Annotated in this window: 11 protein-coding genes; 9 read left to right on the top strand and 2 right to left on the bottom strand. The window is 65.8% G+C overall.

From position 1 onward, the window contains the following. The first annotated feature begins 44 nt into the window (after nt 1-44). Entirely contained in the window at nt 45-1,388 is a 1,344-nt protein-coding gene (locus BLR94_RS05435) for a sigma-54-dependent transcriptional regulator (protein ID WP_084303748.1), read from the top strand. 44 nt (nt 1,389-1,432) lie between these two features. Here the strand turns inward: BLR94_RS05435 and BLR94_RS05430 are convergent, their stop codons facing one another. Further along, a complete protein-coding gene (locus BLR94_RS05430; RefSeq protein ID WP_084303747.1) occupies nt 1,433-2,200 on the bottom strand; it encodes a substrate-binding periplasmic protein in 768 nt (255 codons plus the stop codon). Nucleotides 2,201-2,369: 169 nt separating this feature from the next. After that, nucleotides 2,370-3,827 carry an aspartate ammonia-lyase gene (aspA, locus tag BLR94_RS05425; protein WP_084303746.1) on the bottom strand — a complete coding sequence of 486 codons (1,458 nt, stop codon included), beginning with the start codon at nt 3,825-3,827 and terminating at the stop codon, nt 2,370-2,372. A gap of 177 nt (nt 3,828-4,004) precedes the next feature. Here aspA and BLR94_RS05420 point away from each other — a divergent pair, with 177 nt between their 5' ends. The 8 genes from BLR94_RS05420 (at nt 4,005) to BLR94_RS05385 (ending at nt 13,182) form a co-directional block, all read left to right on the top strand. After that, a complete protein-coding gene (locus BLR94_RS05420) occupies nt 4,005-4,907 on the top strand; it encodes a LysR substrate-binding domain-containing protein (RefSeq protein ID WP_084303868.1) in 903 nt (300 codons plus the stop codon). A gap of 145 nt (nt 4,908-5,052) precedes the next feature. Then, entirely contained in the window at nt 5,053-5,862 is an 810-nt protein-coding gene (locus tag BLR94_RS05415) for an IclR family transcriptional regulator (protein WP_084303745.1), read from the top strand. 261 nt (nt 5,863-6,123) lie between these two features. Further along, nucleotides 6,124-7,782, top strand: a complete 1,659-nt coding sequence (locus BLR94_RS05410; protein ID WP_084303744.1) for an ABC transporter substrate-binding protein — start codon at nt 6,124-6,126, stop codon at nt 7,780-7,782. Between the two features lie 69 nt (nt 7,783-7,851). Then, nucleotides 7,852-8,805 (top strand): ABC transporter permease, encoded by a 954-nt coding sequence (locus BLR94_RS05405; protein WP_084303743.1) that lies wholly within the window; start codon nt 7,852-7,854, stop codon nt 8,803-8,805. Nucleotide 8,806: 1 nt separating this feature from the next. After that, nucleotides 8,807-9,703: an ABC transporter permease gene (locus BLR94_RS05400; RefSeq protein WP_084303742.1), complete on the top strand. Its 897-nt coding sequence runs from the start codon at nt 8,807-8,809 to the stop codon at nt 9,701-9,703. Next, nucleotides 9,700-10,806 (top strand): ABC transporter ATP-binding protein, encoded by a 1,107-nt coding sequence (locus tag BLR94_RS05395; RefSeq protein ID WP_084303741.1) that lies wholly within the window; start codon nt 9,700-9,702, stop codon nt 10,804-10,806. Before BLR94_RS05400 ends, BLR94_RS05395 begins: the two co-directional genes overlap by 4 nt. An 8-nt stretch (nt 10,807-10,814) precedes the next feature. After that, nucleotides 10,815-11,828 carry an ABC transporter ATP-binding protein gene (locus BLR94_RS05390; protein ID WP_084303740.1) on the top strand — a complete coding sequence of 338 codons (1,014 nt, stop codon included), beginning with the start codon at nt 10,815-10,817 and terminating at the stop codon, nt 11,826-11,828. A 115-nt stretch (nt 11,829-11,943) separates the two neighbouring features. Further along, entirely contained in the window at nt 11,944-13,182 is a 1,239-nt protein-coding gene (locus tag BLR94_RS05385) for a Zn-dependent hydrolase (protein WP_279615841.1), read from the top strand. Nucleotides 13,183-13,423: the final 241 nt, after the last annotated feature.

Raw genomic sequence — 13,423 nt, 5'->3', positions numbered from 1 at the left:
ATGACCCGGCGTTACACTGCGCGATCCAAGAATAAGGAGGTGATATGGGCGTTCAGGTAATCGTCGTCGACGACGAGGCAGCGATCCGCGAAGCGGCGCAGCAATGGCTGGAGCTGTCCGGATTCAGCGTGCGTACCTGCGCCGATGCCGCCCAGGCGCTGGCCCTGATCGACATCGACTTTCCCGGCGTGCTGATCAGCGACGTACGCATGCCCGGCACCGATGGCCTGCAGTTGCTGGACAAGGTGGTCGCCTGCGACCGCGATCTGCCGGTCATCATGATCACCGGGCACGGCGACGTGCCCATGGCCGTACAGGCGCTCAAGCAGGGCGCCTATGATTTCATCGAAAAGCCCTTCACCCCCGATCGCCTGCTCGACACCGTGCGCCGCGCCCTGGAAAAACGCCGCCTGATCTGCGAGAACCGTGCCCTTCGGCAGCAGTTCGCCGTCAAGGACGGCATCGCCGCGCAATTGCTCGGCGTGTCGCGGCCCATGGAGCGCTTGCGCCGGCAGATCCTCGACCTGGCCGGCACCTCGGTGAACGTGTTGATCCGCGGTGAGACCGGCTCCGGCAAGGAGCGGGTGGCGCGCTGCCTGCACGATTTCAGCGGGCGCGCCGACAAGCCGTTCGTGGCCCTCAACTGTGCCGCGATTCCCGAGCACCTGTTCGAGAGCGAGCTGTTCGGCCATGAGAGCGGCGCCTTCACTGGCGCCCAGAGCAAGCGCATCGGTCGTATCGAGCATGCCGATGGCGGCACCCTGTTCCTCGACGAGGTGGAAAGCCTGCCGCTGGCGCAACAGGTCAAGCTGCTGCGCGTGCTGCAGGAAAAGACGCTGGAGCGGCTGGGTTCCAACCGCAGCATCCGCGTCGACCTGCGGGTGATCAGCGCGGTGAAGCCCGAGCTGCTCGATGAAGTCCGTGCCGGTCGCTTTCGCGAGGATCTGCTCTACCGGCTGAATGTCGCGACGTTGCAGATACCGCCCCTGCGCGAGCGGCGCGAGGACATCGCGCTGTTGTTCGAACACTTCGCCGGGGAGGCTGCGCTACGCCATGGTCGTAGCCTGGAACCGCTGACACCTGCCGAACTGGCGAGCCTGCTCGGGCATGAATGGCCGGGCAACGTACGCGAGCTGATCAACGCCGCCGAGCGCCACGTCCTGGGCCTGAGCGGCGCGGCGCAGGAGGACGTCAGCCAGTCGCTGGCCGGGCAGATGGAGGCCTTCGAGGCGCAGTGCCTGCACAACGCCCTGCTGCGATGTCGCGGCAGCATCCTGCAGACCATGGAGCTGCTGCAGGTGCCACGCCGTACCCTCAACGAAAAGATGCAGCGCCATGGCCTGCAACGCAGCACCTATCGTGCCGCCGGCAGCAGCGACGAAGACTGAATATCGGCGCAGTAGCCCCTCGACAGGCGGACGTACAGCGGTTGTCAGCACAGCTCCGGGTGTTTGTTGCAGGTGCCGTAGCCCTCGGTCTTCATCTGATCCAGCGCTTGCTGAAGGCGTGCGACCACTTCGTCCGGGGTGTCCAGATTGAGCGCCAGGTACAGGTCTGAGCGGTCGAAGGTCAGCACGTTGCGCAGGCCGCTGACGTCCGCCTGGCGAGCCTGGTGACGCCACACCGGGTCGGTGGTGCCCCACAGGTCGATGCGGCCCTGGGTCAGCTTGCCGATGTTCTCCGGGTCGCGCAGCGTGTTGATCGGCTGCAGCCCGGCCTTTTCCAGGGTCTGGCTGGCGGCGCTGTCCTTGTAGCTGCCGATCCGGTACTGGCTGGCCTGTTGCAGGTCTTTCAGGTTGGGGATGTCGGAGCCCGGTGCGGCGAGCAGCACCCGTTCGACCTTGGCGATCGGGCCAACCCACTTGAACAGCGGGCGGCGTGCCTCGTTCATGGAGGTGGAAAACAGCCCGTGGTTGGGGTTGGCGAGGGTGGCGTCGTAGATACGGCTCCAGGGAAAGCGCAGGGTCAGGGTGTAATCGATGCCGGCACGCTTGAACATCTCACGCACGATGGTGGTGCTCACGCCCTGGATATTGGCGTCACGGGCAAAATTCTTTTCGTTGTCGGCCATGTTGAATGGCGGAAAGTTTTCCGTTTGCAACACCACCTGGTAGCCGGCCGGCAACTCGGCGCGAGCGGGAAGCGCGAAGGCGCTCAGGAGCGTGACGAAACAGGTGAACCATGCGGCTTTGCTGGTCATGTGGCGACTTCTCGTTATAGGGCCCGTTGCCGTTGTAGCGCGCCACGCGACAAACGGCAACGCACGCACATGAGAAAGGCGAACCCGGTAACGAAGAAACCCCGTGGCGCGGCGGCGACACGGGGTTTCTCGAGACAAGCTGCCGTCCCTGGCGGGAGCCCTGCCCGGCTCAGCGTTGCTGGTCGACCGCCGGCTTGCTCGGCGGGATCAGCGGCTTCAACTGATGCGGGGCGATCATGTTTTCCGGACGCAGGATCTCGGCCAGGGTGGTGTCGTCGAGCAATTGCTCCTCGCGCACCAGTTCCAGTACGCCGCGGCCGCTGACCAGCGCCTCCTTGGCGATACGCGTCGAATTTTCATAACCGATATACGGGTTGAGCGCGGTGATCAGGCCGATGGAGTTCTCCACCTGGGCGCGACAGTGGGCTTCGTTGGCCGTGATGCCATTGATGCAGTGCTCGCGCAGCATGTCCATGGCGCGTTGCAGCAGGCGGATCGAGTCGAAGATCTTGTAGGCGATCAGCGGCTCCATCACGTTGAGTTGCAACTGGCCGCCTTCGGCCGCCATGGTCAGTGCCAGGTCGTTGCCGATGATTTCGAAGGCCACCTGGTTGACCGCTTCCGGAATCACCGGGTTGACCTTGCCGGGCATGATCGAGCTGCCCGGCTGGCGCGCCGGCAGGTTGATCTCGTTGATGCCGGTGCGCGGGCCGCTGGACAGCAGGCGCAGGTCGTTGCAGATCTTCGACAGCTTGACCGCGGTGCGCTTGAGCATGCCGGAGAACAGCACGAAGGCACCCATGTCCGAGGTGGCCTCGATCAGGTCGGCGGCCGGCACCAGCGGCTGGCCACTGATCAGCGCCAGGCGTTGCACGGCCAGGTGCTGATAGCCGGGGTCGGCGTTGATACCGGTACCGATGGCAGTGCCGCCCAGGTTCACTTCGGTGAGCAGCTCCGGTGCCAGGCTGCGCAGGCGCGCCAGGTCTTCACCCAGGGTGGTGGCGAACGCGCGGAATTCCTGGCCGAGGGTCATCGGTACGGCATCCTGCAGCTGGGTCCGGCCCATCTTCAGTACCTGAGCGAACTCCTCGCCCTTGGCGGCGAACGACTGGATCAGGCTGTCCAGGCTGGCCAGCAGGGTGTCATGCCCCAGCAGCAGGCCCAGGCGGATGGCGGTGGGGTAGGCGTCGTTGGTCGACTGCGCCATGTTCACGTCGTTGTTCGGGTGCAGGTGCTTGTACTCACCCTTGGCATGGCCCATGGCTTCCAGGGCGATGTTGGCGATCACCTCGTTGGCGTTCATGTTGGTCGAGGTACCCGCACCGCCCTGGATCATGTCGACCACGAACTGGTCGTGGAAGTCGCCACGGATGATGCGTGCGCAAGCCTCGCTGATCGCGGCATGCTTGTCGGCAGGCAGGTAGCCCAGTTCGCGGTTGGCGTCGGCTGCTGCCTGCTTGACCATGGCCAGGGCCACGACCAGTTTCGGGTAATGCGCCAACGGCACGCCGGACAGGCGGAAGTTGTTCAGCGCACGCAGGGTCTGGATACCGTAGTAAGCCTCGGAGGGGACTTCGAGGGTACCGAGCAGGTCTTTTTCGACGCGGAACAATGCAGCAGCGGACATGATGTATCGATTCTCATAAAGGCGCGGAAGATACCGCAATGGCCCTTAGAGTAAGGATTTTGACCGTCTGATGGCCAATGCTGTTACTTGCTGGGGTATGCATAATCGGCATAATGTAAGTGTGACGGACTGGGCGCACCAAACGTGTGCACAGCATTGCTGCAGGGGAGGATGCTCGTGAACCTGGAAACCAAATGGCTGGAAGACTTCGTGACGCTGGCCGCTACGCGCAGTTTTTCCCAGGCGGCGCAGAAGCGTTTTGTTACCCAGCCAGCGTTCAGCAGGCGTATCCAAAGTCTCGAGGCAGCGTTGGGCCTGACCCTGGTCAACCGTTCGCGCACACCAGTGGAAATGACCGAGTCCGGCCAGCTGTTTCTGCTCACCGCGCGCAGTTTGGTCGAGCAACTGGGTGAAGTGGTGCGTCACCTGCATCACCTCGAGGGCCAGCAGGGCGAGGCCTTGCAGATCGCCGCTGCGCATTCCCTGGTGTTCAGCTTCTTCCCGGAATGGATCGCCCGCTTGCGCCGCGACGGCCTGCCGCTGACCACCCGGCTGGTCGCCACCAATGTCGGCGAAGCCGTGCACTCCCTGCGTGAAGGTACCTGTGACCTGATCCTCGCCTACCACGACCAGGACGCTGCCGTGCAACTGGCCCCCGATCTGTTTCCGTCGCTGCATCTGGGTAACAGCGAGATGCTGCCGGTCTGCGCCGTCGATGAGCAGGGCACGCCGCTTTTCGATCTGGAGGCCGGGCAGGGTGTTCCGCTGCTGGCCTACAGCGCCGGCACTTATCTGGGACGCTCGGTGAACCTGCTGCTGCGCCAGCGAGCGCTACGCTCCACCACCGTGCATGAAACGGCCATGGCCGACAGCCTCAAGGCCATGGCGCTACAAGGCCTGGGCGTGGCCTGGGTGCCGCGACTGTCCATGAACGCCGAGCTGGCGCGCGGCGAGCTGGTGGTCTGCGGCAAGGAACACTGGTTCATTCCCCTGGAAATTCGCCTCTACCGCTGGAGCATGTCGCGCAAGGCCGCCGTGCGCCTGCTCTGGCGCAAGCTCGAGGGTGGCGTGGGGCAGTGAACGGCCGGGTCGATATGGCTCGGCAGCCTCCGCCCTGGCGCAAGCGAGTCTTCTCGAGGTCGCCTCCACTGTTCGGATGGCGAGGTGATCCGGTTAAAGTAGGGCGCATCGACACCCTTCGGACTGGCCCGCTCGGAGCCCCTTGATGACCACCCAGAATGACCAGCCGGCACCCTCTGGAGCCGCGGCCGAGGCCGACCCTCTGTTCAACCAGTCCCTGGAAAAGGGGCTCCTGGTATTGCGCAGCTTCGACCGTGCGCACCCGGCCATGACCCTGAGCAAGATTGCCGAGCTGACCGGCATGAGCAAGGCCTCGGTTCAGCGTGCCGTGCATACCCTCGAGACGCTTGGCTATATCGGCCGCGACCCGCGCAGCCGGCGTTTCCGCCTGCTGCCCAAGGTCGTGGAACTGGGGTTCAACTACCTGGCCACGCACCCGCTGGTGCGCCTGGCGCATCCCTATCTGGCCCAGCTGGCGCGCGCCTCGGGCGAGACCGCCAGCCTTACCGAGCCCGTCGAGCAGTCGATGGTCTACATCTCGCAGATCATGACCTCCCAGGCGATTCCGGTACTGACGCCGGTCGGTATGCACATTCCCATGTACTGCAGCAGTTCCGGCCGTGCCTACCTGAGCCGGCTGGATACGGCGGAGGTGGTCGCTCGCTTGCAGGCCGTGGAGCGCGTGGCGCGGACACCGTCGACCCTGGTCGAAGTGGATGCCATCCTGCGGCAGATACAGACCTGCAGGCGCCTGGGCTATGCGATCAACTGCGAAGAGCTGTTCTTCGGCGACATGGGCGTCGGCGCCGCGATCGTCGATCGTGAGGGCCAGCCATTGGCTGCGGTGCATCTGTCCCCGCCCACCAGCCGCTGGACCCTGGAAGAAGCGACCGTACGCCTTGCGCCAATGGTCCTGGAATGCGCCCGCGGCATTTCCGAATCCCTCGCCCACTGAAGGAGCGCGTGGCGATGGGGCTGCTTTCTATTGAGGCGGCCAGCACACCCGCTCGCTACACGCCGGGGCCATACCAGGATGGCCAGGGATTTCCTCGAGCATCCCCGGGTGGGTACGGCCGCCAAGGCATGCCCGGGTAGCTGGACTCGGCGCAAGGTAGAGGGATAGTTCAGTAAGTATCGATAATCGATATATTTAAATCGATTGGCATGCACGTTGCTTTTTCCGTGGCACGAATCCCATTCCGATGAGGAAAGCCCGATGAGCACGACGACGCGACGCCCGGCATGGGGTGCATGCCTGTCACTGACCCTGGCGCTGTGTGTCAGCGGCCCACTGCTGGCGCAGGAAAAGGTCTTGCGCATCGGCATGACCGCCGGCGACATCCCGCGCACCCTGGGCCAACCCGACCAGGGCTTCGAGGGCAACCGTTTCACCGGCATCACCCTGTACGACGGCCTGACCCAGTGGGACCTGAGCGCGGCGGACAAGCCCAGCGCACTGATCCCCGGCCTCGCCGAGACCTGGAGCGTCGATCCCACGGACACCACCCGCTGGATCTTCAAGCTGCGCGAGGGGGTGAGGTTCCACGATGGTTCGGCCTTCGATGCCAAGGCGGTGGTCTGGAACGTCGACAAGGTGCTCGACAAGTCGGCGCCGCAGTACGACCCCTCCCAGGTCGGCACCACCACTTCACGCATGCCCACCCTGCGTTCCGCCCGTGTCATCGACGACTACCGGGTAGAGCTGAAGACCTCGGAGCCGGATGCCTTCCTGCCCTATAACCTGACCAACCTGTTCATGGCGTCCCCGGCGCACTGGCAGGCCAAGTTCGATGCGCTGCCAGCCAGTGTGAGCGATCCGCTGCAGCGCGCCAGCCAGGCCTGGACGGCGTTCGCGGCGGATGCCTCGGGAACCGGTCCGTTCAAGATGAGCCGCTTCGTGGCGCGCGAGCGCCTGGAAATCACCGCCAACCCCGCCTATTGGGACACCAGGCGACGGCCGCAGATCGATCGGGTCGTACTGTTGCCGCTGCCCGAGGCCAGTGCCCGCACCGCGGCGCTGATGTCCGGGCAGGTGGACTGGATCGAGGCGCCGGCGCCCGATTCGATCGCGGCTATCGAGGCGCGCGGTTTCAGGGTGTACGCCAACCTGCAGCCTCACCTCTGGCCCTGGCAGTTCTCCCTGCTGCCACAGTCGGCTTTCCATGACCTGCGCGTACGCCAGGCGGCGAACCTGTGCGTCAATCGCGAAGACCTGAAGACCCTGCTCAACGGCCAGATGGCGCCGGCCACCGGTATCGTCGAGGCGGATGACCCGTGGCACGGCAAACCGAGCTTCCAGGTGCGCTACGACGTCGATGCCGCCCGGCAACTGATGACCGACGCCGGCTACTCCGCCGCGAAGCCGGCGAAAGTGAAGGTGCAGACGTCCGCTTCCGGCTCCGGGCAGATGCAGCCGTTGCCGATGAACGAGTACATCCAGCAGAACCTCAAGGATTGCTTCTTCGACGTCCAGTTCGACGTGCTGGAGTGGAACACCCTGTTCTCCAACTGGCGCCTGGGGGCCAAGGATCCGGCGGCGCACGGGGCCGACGCCACCAACGTCAGCGCCGCGACCATGGACCCGTTCTTCGCCATGGTTCGCTTCGTCAGCAGCAAGGCGTTGCCGCCGGTATCGAACAACTGGGGTTACTACGTCAGCGAGGAAACCGACACGCTGATCGAGGCGGCGCGCACGTCCTTCGATGAAAAGGCGCGCGACGACGCGTTGAGCAAGCTGCACGCCAACCTGGTCGAGCAGGCGCCCTTCCTCTTCGTCGCGCACGATGTCGGCCCTCGGGCAATCTCGCCCAAGGTGGGCAACGTGGTACAGCCACGCAGCTGGTTCATCGACATCGCCACGATGACCATGGACTGACCTTCGCCACCGCCGTCCAAGCGCCGCAGGGTTCGGCGCGCGGCGCTTCCCTGCCTGAGAGGTCCTGCGATGACTGCTTATCTGTTGCGGCGGCTTGGCTATGCCATGCCGATCATGCTCGGCGTTGCCTTTCTCTGTTTCATGCTGGTGCACATCGCCCCTGGCGATCCGCTGGTTTCCATCCTGCCTGCCGATGCGTCTGCCGACCTGCAACGGCAGATGATGCAGCTCTACGGCTTCGACCGGCCCTTGCCGGAGCAATTCGCCCACTGGATATGGCGCGTGCTGCACGGCGATCTCGGCACCTCCATCGCCACCAGCCGGCCTGTTGCCGATGAGGTCTTCAGGGCGGTCGGCAACACCCTGAGCATCGCCTTGCTGGCCAGCCTGATCGGTTTCAGCCTGGGTTCGCTGTTCGGTTTCGTGGCCGGTTATTTCCGCAATTCCTGGGCCGATCGTCTGGCTTCCCTGCTCTCGGTGATCGGCGTCAGCGTGCCCAACTACTGGCTGGGCATGGTCCTGGTGATCGTCTTCTCGGCACAGCTGATGTGGCTGCCGGCCACGGGTGCCGGGCCGGGGGGCTCCAGTGAATGGGTCTGGGACTGGGCACACGTGCAGTACCTGATCCTGCCGGCAGTGACCATGTCGTTCATCCCCATGGGCATCGTCGCGCGCACCGTGCGCGCGCTGGTCGCCGACACCCTGGCCCAGGAGTTCATCGTTGGCCTGCGGGCCCGTGGCCTTGGCGAACGCCAGGTGCTGGGCCACGTGATCAAGAACTGTGCGCCCACCGCGCTGGCGGTGGTCGGTCTGCAGCTGGGCTACCTGCTCGGCGGCTCGATCCTGATCGAGACGGTGTTCGCCTGGCCGGGTACGGGCTTTCTACTCAACCAGGCGATATTCCAGCGCGATCTGCCACTGCTGCAGGGCTCGATCCTGGTGCTGGCGCTGTTCTTCGTCCTCCTGAATCTCCTGGTGGACGTCTTGCAGACGATCCTCGACCCTCGTATCGAGAGAGGCTGACATGAGCACTGTGCTGACTCCCGGTTCATCCACCTCGTCCCCGGCGGTCGTGCTGCGTTCACGCAGCCACGGCGGCAACGTGGTGCGCCGCCTGCTGCGCAATCCCGTGGCTATGGTCGCGGCCTGCGTCATCGTGCTGCTGATCCTGATGGCGCTGTTCGCCCCCTGGATCATGCCCCAAGATCCCTTCGCCACGTCCATGCTCAAGCGCCTCAAGCCCATCGGTACCCCCGGTTTGCCACTGGGCAGCGACGAGCTGGGCCGTGACCTGCTCTCGCGATTGATCCTCGGCGCGCGGCTGTCGCTGTTCATGGGCATCGCCCCGGTGGTTCTGGCGTTCTTCATCGGCGGCGCGCTGGGCATCGTCGCCGGCTATGCCGGCGGCTGGCTGAACACCACGATCATGCGCTGCATCGATGTGCTCTATGCTTTCCCGTCGGTGTTGCTGGCCATCGCCCTGTCCGGCGCCCTGGGGGCCGGGATGGTCAACGCCCTGGTGTCGCTGACGGTGGTGTTCGTCCCGCAGATCGCGCGTATCGCGGAAAGCGTGACCACCGCCGTGCGGCGCAGCGATTACGTGGACGCCGCCCGTGCCAGCGGTGCATCGGCTCTGGTCATCGTTCGTCGTCAGGTGCTGGGCAACGTCATCGGCCCGATCTTCGTCTATGCCACCAGCCTGATCTCGGTGTCGATGATCCTCGCCTCCGGCCTGTCCTTCCTCGGCCTCGGGGTCAGGCCGCCAGAGCCCGAATGGGGCCTGATGCTCAATACCCTGCGCACCGCCATCTACACCCAGCCCTGGGTTGCGGCACTGCCCGGCCTGATGATCTTCATCACCTCGGTGTCGTTCAACATGCTGGCCGACGGTCTGCGTTCGGCCATGGAGGTAAAGCAATGAGCCAGGTACACGCCAGATCCCCGGACACGCCGCAGGACGTAGGCGGCCCGCGGCAACCGCTGCTCATCGCCCGCGACCTGAAAAAGCACTTCCCACTCAAGCGCAAGGGCTTGGGCTGGAAGCGCGAGCGCCAGGCGGTACGCGCTGTGGATGGCGTCAGTTTCGCGGTGCTCAAGGGCGAGACCCTGGGCATAGTCGGAGAGTCCGGCTGCGGCAAGTCGACCACGGCTCGCCTGCTCATGCAGCTGACCGCACAGGACAGCGGTGAGCTTGTCTTCGATGGCGAGGCGGTTGGTCACAGCCTGCCGCTGCGTGACTATCGCCGCCAGACGCAGATGGTCTTCCAGGACAGCTATGCCTCGCTGAATCCCCGGCTGACCATCGAGGACATCGTCGCCTTCGGTCCCGCGGTGCACGGCGTTTCCCGCATGGAGGCACTGGCTCGTGCCCATGGCCTGCTGGAGCGGGTCGGTCTGGAGCCGGCACGTTTCGCCGGGCGTTATCCGCACGAGCTGTCCGGCGGCCAGCGCCAGCGCGTCAACATTGCCCGCGCGCTGGCGCTGGAGCCCCGCCTGATCATCCTCGACGAATCGGTTTCGGCGCTGGACAAGTCGGTCGAGGCCCAGGTCCTCAACTTGCTTGCCGATCTCAAGCAAGCCTTCGGCCTGACCTACGTGTTCATCAGCCATGACCTGAACGTGGTGCGCTACGTGTCGGACCGGGTGCTGGTCATGTACCTGGGCCAGGTGGTGGAGGTCGGTCCTGCCGAGGCGCTGTTCGAGCAGCCGCTGCACCCCTATACCGCTGCGTTGCTGCGCTCGATGCCAAGCACCGATCCCTTGCAACGCACCCAGCAGGCACCGCTTGCCGGTGATCCACCTAACCCGATCGACCCGCCATCCGGTTGCCGCTTCCATACCCGCTGCCCATCGGCGCAGCCGGTGTGCGCCCAGCGTGCGCCACGCTTCGTCGAGGCGCACCCCAGGCATGGCGTGGCCTGCCTGCAACACGAGCCTGACTCGGGATACCAGGAGGCGGCCGTCGCCGCGCATCGCGCAACCGTCGCCGTCCAGGGCGGCGAAACATCGACATACGCCAGGTGAGGTTCGCCATGTCCGAAGTAGCGCTGAAACTGCGTGACCTGCACGTCGAGTTCCACCCGCCAGGCAAGCGTGTGCAGGCCGTCAACGGTGTCTCCCTGGATGTCGAGCAGGGTGAGGTTCTGGCGCTGATCGGCGAGTCCGGCTCTGGCAAGAGCGTCACGCTCCGGGCCATGATGCGCCTGCACCCGGAGCGCACGACGGACTATCGCGGTGAGTTGCGCGTGGCCGGCCAGGATGTACTCGGCATGCCAGCCCGTGCCTTGGCCGACCTGCGCGGCAAGCGTGTGGCGATGATTTTCCAGGAGCCGCTGCTGGCCCTCGACCCGGTCTACACCCTGGGCCAGCAAATCGTCGAGACCATTCGCCGCCACGAACCGGTGAGCAAGCGAGAAGCCCGCGCCCGGGCATTGCAGCTGTTCCAGCGGGTCAGCATTCCCAGCCCGGAGCGCCGCCTGGACGCCTATGCGCACGAGCTTTCCGGCGGCATGCGCCAGCGTGCGATGATCGCCCTGGCACTGGCCTGCAACCCGCAGGTCCTGCTGGCGGACGAGCCGACCACGGCGCTGGATGCCACCGTGCAGATCCAGATTCTCCTGCTGCTGCGCGAACTGCAGCGCGAGCGGGGACTTTCCATCGTCTTCGTCACCCACGACATCGGTGCCGCCGCCGAAGTCGCCGACCGCCTGGCGGTAATGTACGCCGGGCGCATCGTCGAGCAGGGCCCGGCCAGCGCGCTGATGAGCACTCCCCGGCACCCCTATACCCGGGCCCTGCTGCGTAGCCGCCGCGAAGGGGCGATGCTCAAGGGGCGGCGCCTGGACACTATCGCTGGCGCGCCGCCGGATCTTGCCAACCTGCCGGCCGGGTGCACCTTCGCACCGCGCTGCGCCTTCGCCGCCGACCACTGTCGCTCCCGGGTCCCGCCGCCTACCGAGATCGGCGCCGATCAGTCGGCAGCCTGCTGGCGCCTCGACGAGTTGCCCGAGCTGCCCCCCTCACCCGTCGCGGGGCCGGCGCCCTGATGCTCATGCCGCCGCGTCCCGGGGGAGGCAACCGTTCAGGGGGCTGCAGTGCCCACCGCCGTCCGCCATTGCCCGGCCTCTCGGCCGACTCGAGTCCCACTGCCTGGAGATGCCCGTGACCCTGACCCTTTCCCCCGACCGCCTGTGGCAATCGCTCATGCAATTGGCCGAGATCGGGGCGACGCCCAAAGGGGGTGTCTGCCGCCTGGCGCTCAGCGACCTTGATCGGCAGGGCCGTGACCTGTTCGTGAGCTGGTGCCGCGAGGCCGGCCTGAGCGTGCGGGTCGATGCCATCGGCAACGTCTTCGCCCGCCGCGAGGGCACCGACCCGACTCGCCGGGCGATCGCCATGGGCAGCCATATCGACACCCAACCTACCGGAGGCAAGTTCGACGGCAACTACGGCGTACTGGCCGGTCTGGAAGTCCTGCGGACGCTGAACGATGCGCAAATCAGCACCGCCGCCCCGCTCGAGGTGGTGGCCTGGACCAACGAGGAAGGTTCGCGCTTCGTCCCGGTCATGATGGGCTCGGGGGTCTTCTGCGGGGCGTTCTCGCTGGAGGACGTCCTGCCGAACCAGGATGTCGATGGCCTGCGCGTCGGCGAGGAGCTGGCCCGTATCGGCTATGCCGGCCCGTGCCGACCCGGGGAGGTTCCTGGCGGCCCCTTCGACGCTTACTTCGAAGTGCATATCGAACAGGGGCCGGTGCTGGAGGCCCACGACGTGCCGATCGGCATCGTTCCCGGCGCACTCGGCCAGCGCTGGTACGACGTGACCGTCAACGGCATGGAGGCCCATGCCGGCCCCACGCCCATGGCGCAGCGTCACGACGCCCTGCTGGCCGCCTCGCGGCTGATCACCCGGATCAACCAGCTGGCACTGGATCACGCCCCCCATGCCCGCTCGACCGTCGGCTTCATGCAGGTATCGCCGAACTCGCGCAACACCATTGCCGGTAGCGTCAAGTTCTCGGTCGACCTCCGCGCGCTGGACGACGCCGTGCTCTCGCTCCTCGATCGGCAGCTGCGCGCCGCCTGTGCCGAGCTGGAAACCGCCGACCCGCAGCTCGGTATCAGCGTCGAGCAAGTGGTGTACTTCCCGCCCTGCCATTTCGACGCCGAGTGTGTCGGCCTGGTCCGCGCAGCAGCCGAGGACCTCGGGCTGCCGCACATGGACGTGGTCAGCGGCGCCGGTCACGATGCCGTCTACCTGGCCCGGGTCACCCGCGCCGCGATGATCTTCGTGCCCTGCGAAAACGGCATCAGCCACAACGAGATCGAATATGCCACCCCAGAACACCTGAGCGCGGGTGCCAATGTCCTGCTGAAGGCGGTGCTGGCGCGGGCGTGCTGACGGGGTTCCAGGCCATGGCCGCTGCGAGCGCCCGTTCAGCCTGGGCCTGTCCCTTGTGCCTGCTGTCCAGGGCGCGGAGCGGCCCAGCGCGATGAAGACCTACAGCCTGCCTGCTGGCTCGTTGGCCGCCGACCTGACTCGCTTGAGCCGAGACAGCGGATTGAACATCGTGTTCGACCAGGCCGGCAAGAGCAGCCCGGCCGTACGGGGCAGCCGAGCGCCAACCAAGCACTGGTTCCGT

The organism is Phytopseudomonas flavescens, from assembly GCF_900100535.1.
GTDB classification, from domain to species: Bacteria; Pseudomonadota; Gammaproteobacteria; order Pseudomonadales; family Pseudomonadaceae; genus Aquipseudomonas; species Aquipseudomonas flavescens.
The sequence above is the reverse complement of the archived record's forward strand: the minus strand, read 5'-3'. Positions and strand labels throughout refer to the sequence as shown.